The organism is Streptomyces sp. BK340 (genome assembly GCF_007827595.1).
Taxonomy (GTDB): domain Bacteria; phylum Actinomycetota; class Actinomycetes; order Streptomycetales; family Streptomycetaceae; genus Streptomyces.
This window is the reverse complement of sequence record NZ_VISR01000043.1, coordinates 1-19,177: the sequence shown is the minus strand read 5'-3', so window position 1 is coordinate 19,177 and position 19,177 is coordinate 1. Positions and strand designations below refer to the sequence as shown.

Annotated in this window: 17 protein-coding genes and 1 pseudogene; 4 read left to right on the top strand and 14 right to left on the bottom strand. The window is 72.4% G+C overall.

What is annotated here, in order from left to right:
• Positions 1 to 57 precede the first annotated feature (57 nt).
• A complete protein-coding gene (locus tag FB157_RS47810) occupies positions 58 to 1,491 on the top strand; it encodes a hypothetical protein (protein WP_186581955.1) in 1,434 nt (477 codons plus the stop codon).
• Positions 1,492 to 1,875: 384 nt separating this feature from the next.
• Here the strand turns inward: FB157_RS47810 and FB157_RS44020 are convergent, their stop codons facing one another.
• From FB157_RS44020 to FB157_RS43995, 6 genes are all read right to left on the bottom strand, one after another.
• A complete protein-coding gene (locus FB157_RS44020; protein ID WP_186581954.1) occupies positions 1,876 to 2,751 on the bottom strand; it encodes a methylenetetrahydrofolate reductase in 876 nt (291 codons plus the stop codon).
• 212 nt (positions 2,752 to 2,963) lie between these two features.
• Positions 2,964 to 4,391, bottom strand: a complete 1,428-nt coding sequence (locus tag FB157_RS44015) for an MFS transporter (protein ID WP_145886986.1) — start codon at positions 4,389 to 4,391, stop codon at positions 2,964 to 2,966.
• Positions 4,384 to 6,303, bottom strand: a complete 1,920-nt coding sequence (locus FB157_RS44010) for a glycoside hydrolase family 15 protein (protein WP_145886984.1) — start codon at positions 6,301 to 6,303, stop codon at positions 4,384 to 4,386. Before FB157_RS44010 ends, FB157_RS44015 begins: the two co-directional genes overlap by 8 nt.
• A 55-nt stretch (positions 6,304 to 6,358) precedes the next feature.
• Entirely contained in the window at positions 6,359 to 6,811 is a 453-nt protein-coding gene (locus FB157_RS44005; protein WP_145886982.1) for a hypothetical protein, read from the bottom strand.
• Positions 6,812 to 6,844: 33 nt separating this feature from the next.
• Positions 6,845 to 7,315, bottom strand: coding sequence for an SHOCT domain-containing protein (locus FB157_RS44000; protein ID WP_145886980.1), 471 nt, complete (start codon positions 7,313 to 7,315; stop codon positions 6,845 to 6,847).
• Between the two features lie 157 nt (positions 7,316 to 7,472).
• The gene (locus FB157_RS43995) at positions 7,473 to 8,117 is read right to left on the bottom strand and encodes an HdeD family acid-resistance protein (protein ID WP_145886978.1); all 645 of its coding nucleotides are present in this window, start codon (positions 8,115 to 8,117) and stop codon (positions 7,473 to 7,475) included.
• A 248-nt stretch (positions 8,118 to 8,365) separates the two neighbouring features.
• On the opposite strand from FB157_RS43995, the gene FB157_RS43990 reads away from it, so the two are divergent.
• The gene (locus FB157_RS43990; RefSeq protein ID WP_145886976.1) at positions 8,366 to 9,775 is read left to right on the top strand and encodes a DUF2252 domain-containing protein; all 1,410 of its coding nucleotides are present in this window, start codon (positions 8,366 to 8,368) and stop codon (positions 9,773 to 9,775) included.
• Positions 9,776 to 9,784: 9 nt separating this feature from the next.
• Here the strand turns inward: FB157_RS43990 and FB157_RS43985 are convergent, their stop codons facing one another.
• The 6 genes from FB157_RS43985 to FB157_RS43960 form a co-directional block, all read right to left on the bottom strand.
• Complete coding sequence (locus FB157_RS43985) at positions 9,785 to 9,982, bottom strand: hypothetical protein (RefSeq protein WP_145886974.1); 198 nt, start codon at positions 9,980 to 9,982, stop codon at positions 9,785 to 9,787.
• 100 nt (positions 9,983 to 10,082) lie between these two features.
• Positions 10,083 to 10,601 carry a hypothetical protein gene (locus FB157_RS43980; protein WP_145886972.1) on the bottom strand — a complete coding sequence of 173 codons (519 nt, stop codon included), beginning with the start codon at positions 10,599 to 10,601 and terminating at the stop codon, positions 10,083 to 10,085.
• A gap of 17 nt (positions 10,602 to 10,618) precedes the next feature.
• Positions 10,619 to 12,226 (bottom strand): MFS transporter, encoded by a 1,608-nt coding sequence (locus tag FB157_RS43975; protein WP_398948063.1) that lies wholly within the window; start codon positions 12,224 to 12,226, stop codon positions 10,619 to 10,621.
• 35 nt (positions 12,227 to 12,261) lie between these two features.
• Positions 12,262 to 14,913, bottom strand: a complete 2,652-nt coding sequence (locus FB157_RS43970; RefSeq protein WP_261386955.1) for a LuxR C-terminal-related transcriptional regulator — start codon at positions 14,911 to 14,913, stop codon at positions 12,262 to 12,264.
• A gap of 118 nt (positions 14,914 to 15,031) precedes the next feature.
• On the bottom strand, positions 15,032 to 16,372 hold the full coding sequence (locus FB157_RS43965) for a hypothetical protein (RefSeq protein ID WP_261386954.1): 1,341 nt from the start codon (positions 16,370 to 16,372) through the stop codon (positions 15,032 to 15,034).
• 90 nt (positions 16,373 to 16,462) lie between these two features.
• A complete protein-coding gene (locus FB157_RS43960; protein WP_261386953.1) occupies positions 16,463 to 17,467 on the bottom strand; it encodes a YihY/virulence factor BrkB family protein in 1,005 nt (334 codons plus the stop codon).
• Positions 17,468 to 17,695: 228 nt separating this feature from the next.
• Here FB157_RS43960 and FB157_RS43955 point away from each other — a divergent pair, with 228 nt between their 5' ends.
• Together FB157_RS43955 and FB157_RS43950 are read left to right on the top strand one after the other, a co-directional pair.
• On the top strand, positions 17,696 to 18,154 hold the full coding sequence (locus tag FB157_RS43955) for a DUF6325 family protein (RefSeq protein ID WP_261386952.1): 459 nt from the start codon (positions 17,696 to 17,698) through the stop codon (positions 18,152 to 18,154).
• 89 nt (positions 18,155 to 18,243) lie between these two features.
• Entirely contained in the window at positions 18,244 to 18,546 is a 303-nt protein-coding gene (locus FB157_RS43950; RefSeq protein WP_145886967.1) for an SHOCT domain-containing protein, read from the top strand.
• Positions 18,547 to 18,558: 12 nt separating this feature from the next.
• Here FB157_RS43950 and FB157_RS43945 read toward each other — a convergent pair whose 3' ends face one another.
• The gene (locus tag FB157_RS43945) at positions 18,559 to 18,972 is read right to left on the bottom strand and encodes a CBS domain-containing protein (RefSeq protein WP_145886965.1); all 414 of its coding nucleotides are present in this window, start codon (positions 18,970 to 18,972) and stop codon (positions 18,559 to 18,561) included.
• A gap of 110 nt (positions 18,973 to 19,082) precedes the next feature.
• A pseudogene (locus FB157_RS49130) lies at positions 19,083 to 19,177 on the bottom strand (flavodoxin family protein); the annotation flags it as partial.

The window sequence follows — 19,177 nt, the reverse complement described above, 5'->3', positions numbered from 1 at the left end:
GCTGAGGAACGTACCGCCGTTGAAGCCGCCGTCCGCGTCGGGCGCGGAGGGTGACAGGTGAGTGGCTATGTCGCCGGTGCCGGGCAGGTCGATGCCGCCGCGCACGGTCGTCCCGGCACGGCCGAGGGTGCCTTCACGGCCCCCGCCGCCACTGGGGCGGTTGGTGTTGTCCGGGTCACCACCGCCTTCACCACCGCCACCGCCGTCACCGCCGCCATGGCCACCACCGCCACTGGGACGGTTCGTGTTCTCCGGGTCACCACCGCCCTCACCACCGCCACCGCCGTCACCGCCGCCATGGCCACCACCGCCACTCGGACGATTGGTGTTCTCCGGGTCACCACCACCCTCACCACCGCCACCGCCGTCACCGCCGCCATGGCCACCACCGCCACTCGGACGGTTCGTGTTCTCCGGGTCACCACCACCCTCACCACCACCGCCGCCGCCCTCACCGCCGCCATGGCCACCGCCACCACTCGGGCGATTGGTGTTCTCCGGGTCACCACCGCCCTCACCACCACCGCCGCCGCCCTCACCGCCGCCATGGCCACCGCCACCACTCGGACGGTTGGTGTTCTCCGGGTCACCACCGCCCTCACCACCACCGCCGCCACCCTCACCGCCGCCGTCGCCGCCGTCGCGGTCGTAGATGCCTCCGTGACCGAAGTGGCCGGCGTCCCCGCCGCCTTCACCGCCCGCACCGCCGAAGCCGCCGTCCCCACCGGCCCCACCGGCCCCACCGAAGCCGCCATGGCCACCGAGGTCTCCGAAGCCACCCTCACCGGCACCGGCACCGCCGCCACCGAGGCCCCCGTCACCGAAGCCGCCATGGCCGAACCCGCCCTCACCGAATCCACCGGTGCCCATACCGCCGTCGCCGAAGCCGCCGTCCGCACCACCGAACCCGCCGTCGCCGAAGCCTCCCGCGCCCGGCCCCCCGTCACCGAACCCGCCGTCGGCACCGCCCCCGAACCCGCCGAAGCCCCCCTCGGCTCCGCCGAACCCGCCGTCGCCCCCGGCGCCGAAGTCACCGAAGCCCCCTTCGGCTCCCCCGCCGACGTGCCCGCCGAGGTCCGCGCCGACATCCCCGTTCCCGTGGTCGCCGAAGTCACCGAAGTCACCGAAGTCTCCGAACTCGCCCGGACCGCCGATCGGTTCAGCGGGCGACCGGTCCAGCAGCGGGCCGCCGAGCAGGCTGTGGGAGCCGGTCGACGCCACGTCGATGCCGCCGCCGCCCTCCTGACCTGCGGCGGGTTCCGGCAGCTCCGACGAGTGGCCGGCGGAGGCCGGGCCCGCGGCGTCGTGGTCGCCGGAGACGTGGTCGGTCGATACGGCATGGTCGGCCGGGACGTCGTGGTGTGCCAGCGCATGCGCCGCGCCGCCGAAGAACAGGGACGACTTGGACAGCCTGGGGTCGAGCGCGGCCGGTCCCCCGTCGGTGCCGGACTCGACGCGGAGGGAGCGGAGTTCGCCGACCTGCGCGGGTGACAGGCCGAGTCTTCGCGCCACCTCGTCGGTGTCGCCGTCGAGTTCGGCGCGGAAGGCCGGGTCCACGGCCAGGCGGGTCAGGGCAGCACGATAGGCGTCGTCGGTCATGGTTCGGTCTCCGTCGGTCTGCGGGGCACTGTTGCCGATCGCGGCGGAGCCGAGGATCCCCCCTGGTCGGCGGCAACTGCCATTTCCGGCCATCCCCGCCGATACCTGCTGGAGACGTTATAGAGCTCTGGCATGACCAGCGCAAGAGCAGCAAGCAGGGAGGCAGGCGGGTCCCGGGCGTCGGGCCGGGCCTGGCGCCCACCGATCAGAAATGGCCACCGGCCCACCGGCCTGCCGTCGAGATGTCGAACAGGAGGCGGGGGACCTCCCCGCCGGTCAGGCCCCCCGGTCCGGCCGGCGGAAGCGGGCGATCCACTCCGCGGTCGTGCGCAGGCCGCCGAAGGTGTAGAAGTGCACCTTCACCTCGCCGTGGCGTGCGGGGTCGTACCCCTGGGCGAGCGCGTGCAGGAAGCGGTCGGGGCCGGCCGTGCCCATGAGGTTGGTCAGCGAGAAGCCGTACTTGCGGGCGATGGAGGCGCTGGTGCCGACGCCGAAGCGGGTGGCGTAGGTCACCAGCCGGCGCACGCCGGCCGGGCCGGGGACGCCGATGCGGACGGGCAGGGTGACGCCCCGGGCGCGCACGTCCGCCACCCAGCCGAGCACCCGGTCGGCGTCGAAGCCGAACTGGGTGATGACGTCGCCCGCGATCCGCTGCGCCCCGAGCACCGCGCTCTTGTCGCCGAGCGCCGACCACAGGGAGTGGTCGGTGATCGCGGGGTGCCCCTCGGGGTAGCCGCTGATGCCGACGTGCCGTACGCCGTGGCGTTCGAGCAGTCCGGTGCGGATGACGGCGAGGGCGTCCTCGTACGGGCCCTCGGGGCGGGCGGGGTCGCCGCCGACGACGAACACGTTGTCGGCGGTGCCGTCCGCCGCCAGGCCGGCCAGGAACTCCTCCAGGTGCCGCTGGGAGGGCAGCCGGCGGGCGGAGATGTGCGGGACGGGGACGAAGCCGAGCCGTTTGACCGCGCGGGCGGCCGCGAGCCGCATGTCCGGGTCCTCGCCGGCGAGGAAGGTGACGTTGATCCGCGTGCCCCGGGGGATGCTGTCGCGCGCCTCCTCCAGCTTCGGCACGTCCTTGCCGGTCATCTCCAGGGAGAAGTCGTCCAGCAGCGAGGTGCCCACCGCGGGCGGGACGGTGGCGGCGGGGTTCATCGTGCTCCTCGTACGGCTGCCTGCGACCGCGCACGTCCGTCATCGGCTACGTACGGCTTCGGTCCTTACCTCGGCCGATGATGCCACGCGTGCCCGCGGACGGAGCAGCCGGGAGAGGGGCTGGGCGGTGTCTTCTGGGTCACGTCGGCGCCGCGGGCCCCGGTCCGGCGGCCGCGGGGCCCCGGTCGGGCGGTGCCGGGCCCCGGTCGTCCTCAGGCGTGCGCCCCCGGCGCCGTGGCAGGGGTGTCGTAGGGCGTCGGGCCGCCCGGTCCCCGTGGCAGGAGGGCCGCCGCGGCCAGGCCGCCCAGGCCGATCACCGCCAGTGTGATCATGGCGGCGGCGTACGCGCCCCTGCTGAGGCCGGAGACCAGGATGGTGCCGGCGATCGCCGTGCCGAAGGACGAGCCGAGGTTGGACACGCTGCGGGACAGGCCGGAGATCTCGCCCTGCCGTTCCTCCGGGAAGGCCGACTGCACCACGTTCACCGACGGGGTCAGCATCACGCCGAGGCCGAGGCCGATCAGGAGGAGCCCGGGGACGAAGGCCCAGGCCGAGGAGGTGCTGCCGACCAGGCCGACCAGCACCGCCACGCCCACGACGGAGCACGCGAAGCCGGTCATGATCAGCGTCCGCTGGGAGCGCCGTCGCGCCAGGCTCTCGGCGGACAGCGACGTGACCAGCAGGCCGAGCGTGGCCGCCGTGAAGACCACTCCGGTCCGGATGGCGTCGTAGCCGCGGACGACCTGGAGGTAGGCGGCCACCGTGAAGGACGTTCCCATGAGCAGCAGCCACTGCACGTTCTGCGTGACCAGCCCGAGGTTGGAGGTGCGGTTGCGGAACAGGGAGAGCGAGAGCAGTGGCTCCTGGCCGGCCTGTTCCTTGGCCCGCGACGAGCGGAAGAACCAGCCGAGGACCAGGACCCCGAGGGCGATCAGGGCGATCATCAGCCAGATGCTGTTGTCCGCCGCCAGGATGCCCATGACGACCAGGACCAGGCCGGTCGCGGACAGGACCGCTCCGCCGGTGTCGAAGGAGCGGGTGGGGTCCGGGGGCAGGGGGTCCTCGATACGGCGGCTCAGCCAGACGATCACCGCGATGACCAGCGCCTGGAAGACGAAGGCCGCGCGCCAGCTGATGCCGGTCGTGATGAGTCCGCCGATCAGCGGTCCCGCCGCGGCGCCGATGCCGCCGAGCGCCATGATGATCCCGAACGCCCGGGCGCGGGAGGTCAGGTCGGGGTGGAGCAGTGTGGTGAGGATGTAGACGGGCGGGATGAGCAGGGCGGTGCCGATTCCCTCGAGGATCGAGTTGCCCAGGATGAGCACGCCGAGTCCCGGTGCCGCCGCGCTCAGCAGCGCGCCGACGGCGTAGACGACGAGGCCGACGACGAAGCACCGCTTGCGGCCGTGGCGGTCGGTCAGTTTGCCGCCGGGGATCATCAGCGCGGCCATGACCAACAGGAAGACGGTGATGGCGACTTGGACGCCCTGGACGGTGGTGTCCAGGTCCTTGCTGATGTCGTTGATCATCACGTTCATGTTGGAGCCGGCGAAGCTGCAGATGAACTGGGCCAGGGCCAGCGCGGCCAGGACCCGCCGCTGCCCCGGCGGCGCCTTCGCCGGCTCTGTCCGGTCAGTCATCTCCGCCGCCCCCGTCCGTGGGTTCGGGGGGCTCGGTCAGGCCGTGCACGACGGAGTGCCGTCTGCCGCCGGTCCCGGACCGGGTCGTGTCCCGGCTCAGCTCCTCGTCGAGCGCCATGGCCGCGGTGACCAGGGAGAGATGGGTGAACGCCTGGGGAAAGTTGCCGAGTTGCTCGCCGGACGGACCGATCTCCTCGGCGAACAGGCCGACGGGGTTGGCGTAGGTGAGCATCTTGTCGAAGGCGTGCCGGGCCTGGTGGAGCCGGCCGCTGCGGGCGAGCGCCTCGACGTAGAAGAAGCTGCACAGGTTGAACGTGCCCTCGGAGCCGCGCAGTCCGTCGGGTGAGGCCGCGGGGTCGTAGCGGTAGACCAGGCTGTCGCTGACCAGTTCCTCGTCCATGGCGTCCAGGGTGCTGATCCAGTCCGGGTCGCGCGGGGAGAGGAAACCGACCCGGGGCATGAGCAGCAGCGAGGCGTCCAGGACGTCGGTGTCGAAGTGCTGCACGAACGCCTGCCGTTTGTCGTGCCAGCCCCGCTCGATGATCTGGCGGAAGACCGCGTCCCGGGCGTCCGTCCAGCGGCTGATGTCGGCGGGGCGGGAGAACCGGCCGGCCGTGCGGATGCCGCGGTCGAACGCCACCCAGGCCATCAGGCGGCTGTACGTGAAGTTCTGCTGTCCGCCGCGGGTCTCCCAGATGCCCTCGTCCGGCCGGTCCCAGTGGTCGGTGAGCCAGTCCAGTACGTCGGTCAGCGCCCGCCAGCCACGGACCGCGCCGATGTCGCCGCCCGCCGCCAGGGCGTCGAGGGCCTCGCCGTAGATGTCGAGCTGCAGCTGGCCGGCGGCAGCGTTTCCCGCCCGCACCGGCCGTGATCCCTGGTAGCCCTCCAGGTGGCCGAGGATCTCCTCGGTCAGCTGGGGGTCGCCGTCGACCCGGTACATGATCTGCAGGGGATCGCCCGAGGCGGTGCCGCCCGCCTCGACGCGGTCGCGCAGCCAGCGGCGGAAGGCTTGCGCCTCGGCCTCGAAGCCCAGATCGATCAGGGCCCCGACGGACAGCGAGGCGTCCCGGATCCAGGTGTAGCGGTAGTCCCAGTTGCGCTCGCCGCCGATCTGCTCGGGCAGTCCCATGGTGGCCGCGGCGATGGGTGCCCCCGTCGGCGCGTAGGTGAGCAGTTTGAGGGTGATCGCCGAGCGGTTGACCACGTCCTGCCAGCGTCCGCGGTAGGTGGAGGAGCGCAGCCACGAGAGCCAGAAGAGGCGGCACTTCTCCACGTCGTCGGCGATGCCGTGGAGGGACGGCGCGGGCGGGGCCTGACCGCCCTCCGCGGTGGTGGTCAGGACGACGACGGCGGCCTGTCCGGCGGAGAGGGTGAAGTGGGCGGTGACGTCGTCGCCGTCGGCCCGCAGCCGGATCCCGGTGGTGGACTGGACGTGCAGGTCCTGGCCCGGTCCGTGCAGGACGGCCGTGCGGTCGTCGATGAGTCCGAGTGTGTGTGGTGCGCGGCCGTAGTCGAAGCGCGGCCGGCACTCGAAGGCGAAGGGGAGGCTGCCCCGTACGACGCGAGCCACCCTGATCAGGCGGTGCCGGTCGGTGGGCGCCATGGAGTCGACGGGTGGCATGAGGTCGGCGACCTCGCCGACTCCGCCGGGTCCCATGAACCGGGTGATCAGGATGGCCGTGTCGGACAGATACAGCTGCCGGACGGACATGCCGTCGCCGTGCCCGTCCGGCAGCTCCGCCGCCAGCCGGCAGTGTCCGCCGCGCTCACTGTCGAGGAGCGCGGCGAACACGCTGGGCGAGTCGAAGCGGGGAGTGCACCACCAGTCGACGTTCCCGCCGGACGACACCAGGGCCGCTGTCTGGAGGTCTCCCACCATGCCGTGGTCGGCAATGGGCGGATACCGGTCCATGCGTTCTCCTACGGCCGGATGCTGCTGCGGGTTCGTCTGCGACCGGGTCGGTGCTCTATGGGCTCATGGTGGTCTCGTCCCCCTGGACCACGCACAGGGCCCAGATGATGAAGCCGGAGATCGTGATCATCACGACCGACCAGACCGGGGCGTAGGGCAGGGACAGGAAGTTGGCGATGATGACCAGTCCGGCGATGCCCACGCCGGCGACGCGTGCCCAGGGCGCCGGCCGGACCAGGCCGAAGCTGACGACCACGGCGAGCGCGCCGAGGACCAGGTGGATCCAGCCCCAGCTGGTGAGGTCGAACTTGAAGACGTAGTTGGGCGTCGTGACGAAGACGTTGTCGTGGGCGATCGCCATGATGCCCCGGAACACACCGAGCAGTCCGGCGAGCAGGAGCATGACGCCTGCGAAGGCCGTCAGCCCGCCCGCCCACTGCTGCTTTGCAGAGCGCTGGCCTGCTGCGCGTGTGGTGCGGCTGGGACGTGTGGGGTGTGTCGCGGCCATGCGGCTGCCTCGATTCGTTCTCGTGGGTGGTGCTCAGTGTCCGGACGTGGTGGGGGTGGAGCCGGGGCGCTGCGCCGTTCCGGCGCCGCTGAGAACCAGCTCCTTGGCCCTGCGGAACTCGTCCTCGGTGATGTCACCGCGGGCCCGGATCTCGGAGAGCCTGGCCAGTTCGTCGACGCTGCTGGTCGGGGCGGTACCGCCCTTCGCGGTCTCCCGGACGTAGGAGTCGAAGGCCTCCTGCTGTGCGCGCGCCTGCGCGATCTCCCGCTTGCCCATGCCCTTGCCGCGGGCGATGACGTAGACGAGGACGCCCAGGAAGGGCAGACAGATCACGAAGAGTGTCCAGCCGGCCTTGGCCCAGCCGTTCAGGTCGTCGTCGCGGAAGACGTCGACGAGGACCCGGAACAGGATGATGAACCACAGGATCCACAGGAAGAACCACAGCATGGTCCAGAAGGCGCTCAGCAGCGGATAGTCGTACGCGAGGTAGTTCGTCGCGCTCATGCTCTCTCCTCTGTCCGGGGCACCGGCCCAAAAGAGCTCCTGAAGCTCTCGGACCGGTCTCTGCCGTTTTCAGCGTGCACACGGCGAGGCGGGAGAGTCCTCACCCGAGGCGGGTGATCGTGGCGGGTGAGGACGGCGGGCGGGACGCCCCGCCCGCTCACTCCACGCGGTCCGAGGAGCCCGGGAGCACACCGCTCCTGCGCAGCGCGGACCGCCACGAGAAGGCGACCCACACCTCGGCCAGGCCCAGCAGCACGAGCCACAGGCCGAGCAGTCTGGTCAGCACCCGCGCCGACTCGGTGGGCAGGGCCAGCACCACGATCCCGGCGACGATGCCGAGCACCGCCACGGCCAGGACGACACCGCGGTGCGGGAGGTCCTTGGCCGAGAGCGCGGTGTAGAGGGTCACGATGCCGGACGCCAGCCAGGCGAGCCCGACGATCAGCGACAGCGCGGTGATGGTCTGCAGCGGATTGCGCAGGCAGAGCACGCCGGCCAGGACGAAGAGCACCGCGATCAGCACTCCGGCGAACCGTTCGCCGTGGGCCTCGTGGGAGAAGGCCATGACGAACCGGAACGCGCCGGCGAGCAACAGGTAGAGGCCGATGAGAACGGCCAGGACGTGCAGTGTCTCGTCCGGCCAGACGAGGATCAGCACGCCCGGTACGAATGTCACGACGGCCGACCCCAGAATCCAGGTCCACGACCCGGCGAGCGCCGTCATGGCGTCCCCGGGGCCGGCGGTCGTCCCGTCGGACGGGTGCGGCGGTCCGGACGGTACCGGACCACGCGACTCGGTCATGGCTCCTCCTCGCGGGATCGAACGGGTCGCCTCCGGACCGCCGGCGGGGGCGGCGTGCGCAACCCCTCACCGGGACAGCGTGCCGCGCATGACCGGTGCGCCGGGTCACCCACCACGGGTGATCCCTCCACGGGGCCGCGGCGATGGGGTGGGGGGCACGGACGGTCGGGCCGTTCTCGGCCCTGCCGTCCCCGCGGCAGCCGGGTCCGGGAGCGGACGGCTGGCCGCCGGAAACTGGAGAGTGGATCATGACCGCACCGAGCGCCGTCACCGGCTCCTCGTCACTGGCCGACCGGGCGGCCCACGGCCGCGACGCCCGCACCCGCGCCCCGCGTTCGGGCCACAGCGTGTTCGAACCCGCGCCGGACCGGCCCGACGTGATCGATGTGCTGGAGCGTCAGTCGGCCACCCGGGTACCCGAGTTGGTGCCGATCCGGTACGGGCGCATGCTCGAATCCCCGTTCCGCTTCTACCGGGGCGCGGCCGCGGTGATGGCGACGGACCTCGGCCCGCTCCCCGACACCGGGCTCCAGGTACAGCTGTGCGGAGACGCGCATCTGCTGAACTTCCGGCTGCTGGCCTCGCCGGAGCGCCATCTGGTCTTCGACATCAACGACTTCGACGAGACCTTTCCCGGGCCGTTCGAGTGGGACGTCAAGCGGCTCGCGGCCAGCTTCGTCATCGCGGCCCGCGCCAACGGCTTCCCGGCCGGGCGGCAGGACGACGCGGTGCGCGCGTGCGTGGGCGCCTACCGGGAGCGGATGCGGGAGTTCGCCGGCATGCACACGCTGGACATCTGGTACGCCCACGACGACGCCGACCAGCTGCGCGCGCTGCTGGCCTCCACGATGGGCAAGGAGGGCAGGCGCCGTACGGCCGAGGCGACCGCGCGCGCCCGTACCCGCACCTCGCTGGAGGCCTTCGCCAAGCTCACCCGGCGCACGCCCGCGGGCCGGCGGATCACCCCGGACCCGCCGCTGATCGTCCCGCTGCGGGATCTGCAGGACCCGGCCGCCCGGCAGGACGAGGACAGGGAGTTGCAGACGTTGCTGGAGGGATACGCGCGCACCCTGCCCTCGGACCGGCGGCACCTGCTGCGTCGCTACCGGCTGGTGGACATGGCCCGGAAGGTGGTGGGCGTCGGAAGTGTCGGCACCCGGTGCTGGATCCTGCTGCTGCTCGGCCGGGACGACGACGATCCCCTGCTGCTGCAGGCCAAGGAGGCGCAGGAGTCGGTGCTCGCTGCGCACACGGGCGGCGAGCGGTACGACAACCAGGGCCGCAGAGTGGTGACCGGACAGCGGCTCATCCAGACCACCAGCGACATCTTCCTCGGCTGGACGCATGTGGTGGGCTTCGACGGGCGCGGGCGGGACTTCTACGTACGCCAGCTGCGCGACTGGAAGGGCATCGCCCGCCCGGACACCATGGACCCGCCCTTGCTGAACCTGTTCGGCCAGGTGTGCGGGGCCTCCCTGGCCCGGGCCCACGCCCGCTCCGGAGATCCCGTCGCCATCGCCGCGTACCTGGGCGGCACTGACCGCTTCGACCGTGCGCTGACCGGTTTCGCGCAGGTGTACGCGGACCGGAACGAGCGGGACTTCGCGGCCCTGGGCGAGGCGGCGCGCTCGGGGCGGATCAAGGCGGCGGTGCTGTGAGTGCCGTTGTCACTCCGGCAGTTGCCGCATCTCGACGACCCGCAGCCCCAGCGACTGGAAGCGGGTCAGCAGCCCGTAGAGGTGCGCCTCGTCGATGATGCGACCGAACAGCACCGTCTGACCGGACATCTTCACATGGTCCAGTTCAGGGAAGGCCTTGGTCAGCGTCTCCGACATGAGTCCATCGATACGGATCTCGTAGCGCATGTGCCGTTCTCCCGCCGCGGGCCTGCTGCGGTCTTCTTGCGATGCTGCTCCGTGCGGCGGCGCCCGGCCTCACCCGGCACAGGTGATCCGGGGTCCGGATTCAGTGCGTCAGGGCGAGCTTGAACGAGATGATCACGAGGCCGAGCAGCAGATTGACCGCGGCGCTGACCGACACCAGCCGCCAGGAGGCCCCCGCCTGCCGTGCCCCGGCCGCGGACCAGCCCACCTGCCCGGCCACGGCCACGGCGACCGCCAGCCAGACGGCACCCTCCACGCCCAGGCCCAGCAGCGGGCTCACGGCGACGGCGAGGGCGGGCGGGACGGCCGCCTTGACGATCGGCCACTCCTCGCGGCACACCCGCAGGACCGTCGGTCGGTCCAGTGGCCGTTGCGCGAGGTGGGCGCCGAACAACTGCGCGTGGACGTGCCCGACCCAGAAGACGACGCCGGTGAGCACCAGCAGCACCACCAGTTGCAGCCGGGGAAACTTACCGAGGCTGCCGGCGCCGATCACGACCGACGCGGCGAGCATCGACCCGTAGACCGCGCCCGTGTAGTCGGCATGGCTGCGGCGCTCGGCCCTGTCGGCCCGCGCTGTGGTGTGGTCGGTCGAGGACATCGCCTGGCCTTTCGCGCTCAATCGGTGGCGTCGGCGTCGTCTGCCGGGCTGCCGTCCTTGGACGGCCGACCGCGCCGGGCCGGCGCGGTCGGCAGGTCGGGAGTGACGAGGAGACTCGCGAGGGTGATCCCGCCAGTGGCGAAGATCGCCGCCTTCAGGCCGTCGAGCTGTGCCACGGCGTACGACTCCGTGACGGCGTCGACCTCGGACGGCGGCAGCCCGGCCTGCTCGGCCGCCGAGCGCACCTGGTCGGTCGGCACGAAGTTGACGCCCGCCTCCAGGGCGACACCGGTCTGCCGGCGCGCCTCGTCCGACAGCTGGGGGTTGTCCTGGACATGCGCGGTGAACGCGTGTGCCAGCGCGCCGATGAGGATCGAGCCGATGAGTGCGGTGCCCAGCGCCGAGCCGAGGTTCTGCGCCGTGAACTGCAGGCCGCCGACCTCGCTGCGTTCCGTCTCGCCCACGCTGGACTGGACAACGTTGCCCAGCTGTGAGGCGAGCAGTCCCATGCCGATGCCGAGCACCGCCATGGCCCCGGCGAACTGCGCGTCGTCGATGACCGGGTCGATGGTGGCCAACAGCCACACGATGGCCGCCGCAAGCATCAGCAGGGCCAGCCGTACGATCCGGCGCGGCCCCACGGTACGGCCGAGCCGGGCGGCGGTCAGGGAGGTGACGAGCATCGTGACGGACACCGGCAGCAGCCGCAGCCCGGTCTGGAAGGCGTCGAAGCCCTGCACCACCTGCAGATACAGCGGGATGGCGAAGAACAGGCCCAGCAGGATCAGGTTCTGGCTCACCAAGGTCAGCAGACCGGACCGCAGGGGCGGCACGCCCAGCAGGGACAGGTGCACCACGGGGTCGGCGCCCGTGGCCTCGCGTCGGTGCTCCCAGTGCACGAAGAGGGCCAGCACGGCCACCCCGGCGGCGACGACGAAAAGGGTGGGGGCGAAGCCGAGGACGGTGAAGGGAGGGTTGCGCGGCCTCACCCAGCCCCAGGTGCTGCTCTGCAGCACCCCGAGCACGCCGAGCCCCAGTCCGGCTGCCGAAAGGGCGGCACCGACGCCGTCCAGCCGGGGCGGGGGTTCGCTCCGGGCGGACTCGCGGATCACCCGGTGGCAGCACAGGACCGCGAGGACGACCACGACCTCGCCGGCGAAGACCAGCCGCCAGGTCAGATAGGTCGTCACCCAGCCGCCCAGCAGCGGACCGACCGCGATGCCGGCACCCGCCAGCCCGCCGATCACGCCGTAGGCCACCGCCCGGTCCCGGCCCCGGTAGGACTCGGCGACCAGGGCCGCCATGGCCGGCAGCACCATCGCGGCGCCCAGGCCCTCGATGACGGACCAGCCCAGAGCCAGGACCCACAGGGTGGGCGCCAGGGCGGTCAGGCCCGACCCGATGCCGTAGACGACCAGACCGGCCAGGAACAGCCGACGGCGGCCGTGGATGTCGCCGAGCCTGCCACCGATGATCATGAATGCGGCCATCACCAGCGCGTACAGAGTGATGACCGCCTGGATCGCGGTGACCTCGGTGTGGAAGTCCTCGACCAGTTGGCTGATGGAGACGTTCATGACGGACGTGTCCAGGACCATGAGGAACTGGGCCGTTCCGAGCACCATCAGAGCTCGCCAATGTCCCACGCCGCCACCTCGGCTCACATCAGTCCGCGTTCACGGGCCCGCCGCACCGCCTCGCCGCGCCGGTTCACCCCGAGCTTGCGGTAGACGCTCTTGAGGTGGGTCTTGACCGTGTTCACGGAGACGTACAGGTCGGCGGCGATCTCCTCCGTGGACATCAGCTGGCTCAGGCGCCGCAGCACTTCGAGCTCGCGTCCGCTCAGATCCTCGACGACCAGCGGCGCACGCTCCTCGGCCACCCGGGGAACGGGGTCGCCGGGGGTGAGCCAGCCCGCGGCGAGGCTCTGCAGCGGCGGGGTTTCCAGCAGGTGCCGGATGTGTGGCCCGGCTTCCAGGAACGGGCGCCGCAGCCGCTCCCGCCGGGCCTCCAGCAGAGCCCGGGCGAGCAGCTTGCGGGCGGTGGCGACGTCCCCGGTGTCCTGCGCGGCACGGGCGCGCACCAGCGCGGCACAGACGCTCACCCCCGGGCCGGTACGGCTCAGGGTGCGCAGCTGGTCCACCAGGTCGAGGGCCGCGTCCCGGTTGCCCGCGGCGAGCTGGGCCCACGCCAGCTCCGCCGCGTACGCCGATTCGGTGCCGTAGGGCACGTCGTCCAGCACCTTCGCGGCGGTGTCCGGCCGGCCCTCGGCCAGATGCGCGGCGGAGGTGACCAGCGCCGTGTGGACCTCGGCCCACGGGGAGGTCACGTCGGCCGGGACGGCGGGGTCGGCGGCCTCCGCCGCGGCCCTCGGGTCGCCCCGAGCGAGCAGCAGCCGGGCCGTCACGAGGGATCTGCCCGCCGCCGTCACCGGGTCGAGGACGGCGGGGCCGGAGTCGGCCGCCTCCTCCAGGAGGGCCTGGGCCTGCGCGAGGTCGGCGCGGTCCACGGCCACCGCGGCCAGCACCAGCCGCCCGAGATCCGCGCCGGAGGGCCGGTGCAGGCCGAACTGCTCGGTCTCGCTGAGCGCCGCCAGCGCCTTGCGTTCGGCCCGGCCGAGCCAGCCGTTCAGGTAGTCGATCAGCGCCAGGTGTCCGAGGGAGTCCTGGCGGGGCAGGGCGGTCGCGACGCCGCCGGGGCAGCCGACCACCTCGGACAGGGCGGCCCTGGCGTCGTCGAAGCTGCCGGCCCACAGCCGGGTCGACCCCAGATGGGTGAGCAGGAGCGCGGTGAGTTCGGGGTGCTTCTCCAGGAGGTGGGCCGGGACGTCGTGGCGCAGATCCGCGGCCGTGGCCACGGCCTTCTCGGCCCGGGAGGGAGAGCCGGTCAGCCGGGCCGCCAGGGATTCCAGCAGCACGCAGCTCAGCCGGAGCGCGGGATCGGCCTCCTCCTCGGCCAGCTGCTCCTCGGCCTGGCGCAGATGGTTCAGGCCGCGTTCGAGGTCGTGCTCGGCCAGGTCGCGGGCGGCCCGCACCACGTCCGGGGCGGCGCCCTCGGCCTCGGGCCCCATCCGCGCGAACAGCTCGCCGAGGTCGTCCGCGCGCAGCCCGGTGAACAGCTGTCCGATCGCGAGGTCGTCGACGAGGGCACCGGCGGTGAACTCCCAGTCACCGGCGGCGGCGCCGTGCGCGAGCGCCTCCGGCAGCGACCCGGTGGCCCGCAGCCACTCCCCGGCCCGCCGGTGGAGTTCCGGTTCAAGGCCCGGATGGCGCGCCCGCAGATGGGCCCGGAGGATCTCGCCGAACAGCGGATGCAGCCGGTACCAGGCGTGCCCGAGGTCCTCGACGAACGCGTTCTGCCGGTGCAGCCCGGCCAGGACCGGTTCGAGACCGCCGCGGCCCGTGAGCGCCTCCGCCAGTCCGGGAGAGAAGCGGTCCACGACGCTGACCCGCAGCAGGAGGTCCTGGGTGCGGGCCGTCTGCCGCTTCAGCACCTCGGCGAGGAGGAAGTCGGCGACCGTGCTCCGGCCCGCCTCGAACTCCCTGAGGTAGGCCTCGGGGTCCTCGCTCTCCTGGGCGGCCATGGCGCACAGGCGCAGTCCGGCGGCCCAGCCCCGGGTGCGCTCGACCAGGGCCCGGGTGGCTTCGGCCGGGAGCCGCAGACCGTGCAGCTCCAGGAGGTCGGCCGCCTCCTCGGGGGTGAAGGCCAGCTCGGCGTCCCGGATCTCGGTCATGGCCGACGCGGCCCGGTAGCGGTGCAGCGGCAGCAGCGGTTCGCTGCGGGTGACGAGGATCAGCCGCAGTCCGGGCCCGGCGTGGTGCAGGACGAACTCCAGCTGCTCCGCGGTCTGGGAGGCCGTCTGGCGGTCGAACTCGTCGAGCACCAGGATCGCGGGCCGGTCATGGCCGCTGAGTTCGTCGGCCAGGCGCGCCAGCAGCTTGTGGTCCACGCGGCTCGCGTCCGCGGGGCAGCCGATGTCGGCGGAGAGCGGTACGCCGGCGGCGCGCAGGGCGTGCAGGACGTAGGCCCAGAACATGCCGGCGCCCTGGTCCCCGGCCTCGTTGGTGAACCAGGCGACCGGCCGCCCGAGCCCGGCGGCCCAGTCCGCGACCAGCAGGGTCTTGCCGGCCCCGGCCGAACCGTTGACCATCGTCAGCGGCGTGCCGAGGGCCTTGTCCAGGTGTTCGACCAGCCGCGGGCGGCGCAGGAAGGTGGCCGGCCTGGCCGGCGGGGCGAACCGTGTCTGCAGGAACGGCTCGCCCAGGGGATCGGCACACACGTCGGCCGGTCCCCCGGTGTTCTGTTCACTCATGGCCATCGGGTCACCACCACGGTCCGTGAGGCAGTGGACGACGCTCCACGGGATCAGAATCGCAGCCTTCGCGCTCCGGCGCAGTTCATGCGGATCCGGCGGCCCCCCGCACCTGCGGTCAGGGCTGGTCGGCGGGCGGTTGCGGCGCCGCGGGGCCCGCGTCCTGCGCGGTGCGGCCGCCGGCCGCGAGCAGCGCGAGCACGGCCAGGACGGCCAGCAGGACGACGACGAGGAGCAGGACGGTGAGCACGGTCGGGTGGTTCCAGAGCGCGAAGACCAGCGCGATGACCAGCAGCGCGGCGAGGGTGAGGCCCTTGCGGTAGGCCAGCGCCCAGCTGCCGGCGCGGCCGGCGTGGATGTGGTGGCCGGCCGCCCACCGGGCGGCGGAGTCCGCGGTGTTGTCGGAGGCGCCCCGGATGGCCACGGGCAGGCGGCCCGGCCCGACCAGGTAGGCGCCGAGGGCGATGACCACGCCCAGGACGACGGCCGTGCGCAGGCTGACCTTGAGGAAACGGAGCAGGGTGTCGAAGACGGCCGCGGCGGCGGCCTTCGACTGCACCTCGGGCGGCAGGTGGTCCAGGTAGTAGTGGCGGGCGACGACCAGGGCGATGGCCACCACCAGGCAGGCGAAGGCGGCGCCCAGGGCGGTGCGTGCCAGGGCCCGGCGGCGGTGGCGGGCGAGGAAGACGCCCAGGGCACCGAGGACGACGACGATGACGGGGAACCAGTTCCCGACGACGTTGAGCAGATGCGCGCCCTTACGGGCCTTGGCGAGCTGGTCGGAGTGGAAGAGCACCATCTGCTTGTTCACCTCCGGGATCTTCTCGGCGGGCTTGAGGCCCGCGTCGACCAGCTCCTTCTTCACCTCGTCGACGGCCGTACCGACGTTCAGGGTGACCGTGCCGTCGCTGACCCCGACGGCACCGCGGCCCTCGCCGGTCAGGGCGTGCACGACGGCCTGGTGGGCGGCCCGGTTGGCGGTGCGCCAGGTCGTCGCGAAGAGGTCGCTGTCGACGACACGGGTGGCGATCTTGGTCACCGCCTGGTTCACGGCGGAGTCGATCTGCGGCCCCAGGCCCTTGAGCGCGTCGGCGGCGCGCGGCGGCAGCCCCTGGGACTGGAGCCAGGCGGCGATGTCGGAGGCGACCTGCGGTCCGTCCACCTTGGCGCCCACGGCCTCGGTGATCCGGTGGACCGCCGCGTCCTGGACGGCGGGGTCCGTGGCCAGCGGCGCGACCGTGGACACATACCGGTCGGTGTCGAGTGCGATGTCCTTCACCCAGACCGCGAGCAGGGCGACGGGGACGAGGATGCAGGTCAGCACGATCAGCACGGCCGAGGCAGTGGCGCGCGCGGTCCGCGCGGCCGCCCCGCCCCCGTTCCGGCGCGCCCCCGCCCGGCCGCCGGCCGTGGGCTCGTCGTCCGGGCTCGGGGGGTTCGGGGCGGGCGGCTCGGTCACGGTGCCTCCGGCGCGGTGGGGGTGCCTGAACCCCCATTGCGTCAGCCGCACGTGCACCGCGCGCGCTGGGCAGGCCGAATGGACGAAGCCCTAGGTCTCCTGACTCCACCGCGGGGGCGGGCTGCCCAGGCGGCTCGCCAGCGGGGGTTCCTGTGCGACGACGGCGCCCACGCTCATGCAGACGGCGACCGCGACGGCGACCACGATCATCCAGGACAGCAGCAGGAACACGAGGCCGAGGGAGCCGTAGTCGGCCAGGGCCCGGTTGATGGCCCTGGGCATGTACAGCGGCGCGGTGCTCGTCAGGACGGTCAGGGCGACGGCAGTGATGACGGCGCCCGGCAGCAGGGGTTTCCAGGTGATCAGACCGCCGAGCAGCAGATGCGGCGTCCACCACCACAGGCCCGTCTGGGTCACCAGGGTGAGGGGGATGCCCAGCCAGGCGCCCAGGCCGAACCCGTCGCGCATCGGGCCCTGCAGGAGCATCGCCCCGAGCCACAGGACGAGCCAGGCCACCCAGCGCCACGGGGCCACATGGGTGCCCGCTCTGGGGATCTCCCAAGCACGTTTGCACAACCGCTGCAGGGCCCGGCTGACGGCGGTGGCCGAGATCAGCACCATCAGTCCGCCGATGAGGCCGGTGGCCTGCCGGAGATCCTCCGTGGTCGGCTGGAGCGCCTTTTCCAGCTCGGCCTGGGCGGGGCCCGTCAGGCCCAGCACCGCGTGCACGGACCTGACCAGCTGCTGCCTCAGCCACGGCGGAGCGTAGGCCGCGACCACGAACAGCAGCGGGATGGCGGTGAGGAAGCACTGTGCGGCCAGCCGGGTGCCGGAGTCGAAGATGTTCACGGACACCATGCGGTCCGCGAGATGGGTGACGACCGGGAAGCGGATCTCCGCCTCTCGGTGCAGCGTCTTCGCCCGGGCCACGAGCTCGGTGCTGCGCCGCTTCCACCAACCAGGCCCGGGACGCCGGTTCGCCCGCCCGCCCCGTCGCATCAGGGTCCCGCGCGCGCGCTTCGGCGGTACCAGCGGCGCCGGGTCGGGGTCGGCGCGCTCGCGGTGGTCGGCATGGCGTTGCTCATGGCCCTTCAACACGCCTTCCCTTCGACACGCCTTCGCTGCGGTGCTCCTCCTCCGACCAGAGTGGCCGCCGGGGCACCCGGCGGCACCCCGAGGCGGGGGGGCGGAGGGGCGTCGTGCGCGGATGTGCGAGGCTCTGGGGCGCGTGCTGCAATGGCCAGGAGGGCTGACCTCCGCCGACGCGAGGGCGCTGCCACGGAGCCGCGGACGGCCCCCCTCCCCTGTTCCCGAGGAGTGGCCATGAACGGCATCGAAGAAATGGGCCCGGTCGACTACCTGGTCATCGAGTTCCCCGGCAACCGCATGACGGGCGAGGCGTTCCCCCTGCTGGTGGATCTGGTCGAGCGCGGCCTCGTCCGGATCATCGACCTCGCCTTCCTCCGCAAGGACACCGACGGCTCGGTCGTCGCGCTGGAGTTGCAGGACCTCGGCGACGAGGTCGATCTGACCGTCTTCGAGGGCGCCTCGGCCGGCGTGCTGGACCAGAGCGACCTGGACGAGGCCGGCAACGCGCTGGAGCCCGGCAACTCCGCCGCGGTGCTGGTGTACGAGAACGTGTGGGCCGCTCCCCTGGCCCGCGCGCTCAGGCGCAGCGGCGCCCAGCTCGTCGCGAGCGGCCGTATCCCGGTGCAGGCCCTGCTGGCTTCCCTGGACGCCACGGAGGAGACCACTCCCCCCGGTGGCTCCGCGGTCGCCTGAACGGCCGCGCCGACACCGGTCGCCCGAACGACGGGGACCGAACACCGGCCGGCTGAACGGCCGGACCGAATCATGGGAGATGACCGAACATGCCCGGACTGCTTCGGGGCGTCGCACGCACCGCCGTCGTCGCCGGAACCGCCACCGCCGTGTCCAACCGCGTCTCACGACGGCAGGCGGGGCGATGGGCGCAGCAGGACTACGAACAGCAGCAGGCCTACGCACAGCAGCAGGAGCCGGCGCCGCCTGCTCCTCCCGCACCGCAGTCCGCCGCCCCCGACGAGATGACTCAGAGGATCGATCAGCTCAAGCAGCTGGCCGACCTGAAGGCACAAGGGGTGCTGACGGAGGAGGAGTTCGAGAGCCAGAAGCGCCGGCTCCTGGGGAGCTGACCTCGGTCGGTGTCAGGCGTAGACCCGCTCGACGAAGTCGTGGATCTGGCGGTCCGTCAGATGCCTGGCCAGATCGGCCTCGCTGATGATGCCGACGAGCTTCTTCTTCTGGATCACCGGCAGTCGGCGTATCTGGTTCGTGGACATCTCGTCCAGCACCTGCTCCACGGTCGCGTTCGCGTCGATCCAGCGCGGCGTGCCCTGGGCGAGGTCTCCGCACGTCACCTTCGACGGATCGAGGCCCTTGGCCACGCACTTCACGACGATGTCACGGTCCGTGACAATGCCGCACAGCCGTTCGTCGGCGTCGCTGACGGGCAGCGCACCCACGTTCAGACGGGCCATCATCTGCGCGGCCCGGTCGAGGGTCTCGGTCGCCGGGATCCACTGGGCTCCGGAATGCATGATCTCTGCGGCGGTGGTCATCGGTTCAACCTCCTGGGGCACACGCCCTTACGGGTGAACAAGGGCGTCCTTCTTTCACCGTACGAGCATGTCAGCGTCCCCGCGCGGTGTCCCGGAGCGGCCGCGCGACCCTACCGGTGCTCGGGGTTCTCGTAGTCGCGGCGGCAGCCGGCGTCCCAGGCGGTGCGCTGGTTGCCGTAGGCGGGGATGCCACCGAGATCCTTCA

What these genes read in the sequence shown, in the direction of transcription:
- FB157_RS43985 (WP_145886974.1), bottom strand. Translation starts at nt 9,982, where the DNA reads ATGCGCTACGAGATCCGTATCGATGGACTCATGTCGGAGACGCTGACC.
- FB157_RS44015 (WP_145886986.1), bottom strand. Translation starts at nt 4,391, where the DNA reads ATGACTGACCGGACAGAGCCGGCGAAGGCGCCGCCGGGGCAGCGGCGG.
- FB157_RS44005 (WP_145886982.1), bottom strand. Translation starts at nt 6,811, where the DNA reads ATGGCCGCGACACACCCCACACGTCCCAGCCGCACCACACGCGCAGCA.
- FB157_RS43980 (WP_145886972.1), bottom strand. Translation starts at nt 10,601, where the DNA reads ATGTCCTCGACCGACCACACCACAGCGCGGGCCGACAGGGCCGAGCGC.
- FB157_RS43995 (WP_145886978.1), bottom strand. Translation starts at nt 8,117, where the DNA reads ATGACCGAGTCGCGTGGTCCGGTACCGTCCGGACCGCCGCACCCGTCC.
- FB157_RS44020 (WP_186581954.1), bottom strand. Translation starts at nt 2,751, where the DNA reads ATGAACCCCGCCGCCACCGTCCCGCCCGCGGTGGGCACCTCGCTGCTG.
- FB157_RS43970 (WP_261386955.1), bottom strand. Translation starts at nt 14,913, where the DNA reads ATGAGTGAACAGAACACCGGGGGACCGGCCGACGTGTGTGCCGATCCC.
- FB157_RS43955 (WP_261386952.1), top strand. Translation starts at nt 17,696, where the DNA reads ATGAACGGCATCGAAGAAATGGGCCCGGTCGACTACCTGGTCATCGAG.
- FB157_RS44010 (WP_145886984.1), bottom strand. Translation starts at nt 6,303, where the DNA reads ATGGACCGGTATCCGCCCATTGCCGACCACGGCATGGTGGGAGACCTC.
- FB157_RS43990 (WP_145886976.1), top strand. Translation starts at nt 8,366, where the DNA reads ATGACCGCACCGAGCGCCGTCACCGGCTCCTCGTCACTGGCCGACCGG.
- FB157_RS44000 (WP_145886980.1), bottom strand. Translation starts at nt 7,315, where the DNA reads ATGAGCGCGACGAACTACCTCGCGTACGACTATCCGCTGCTGAGCGCC.
- FB157_RS43975 (WP_398948063.1), bottom strand. Translation starts at nt 12,226, where the DNA reads ATGGTGCTCGGAACGGCCCAGTTCCTCATGGTCCTGGACACGTCCGTC.
- FB157_RS43945 (WP_145886965.1), bottom strand. Translation starts at nt 18,972, where the DNA reads ATGACCACCGCCGCAGAGATCATGCATTCCGGAGCCCAGTGGATCCCG.
- FB157_RS43950 (WP_145886967.1), top strand. Translation starts at nt 18,244, where the DNA reads ATGCCCGGACTGCTTCGGGGCGTCGCACGCACCGCCGTCGTCGCCGGA.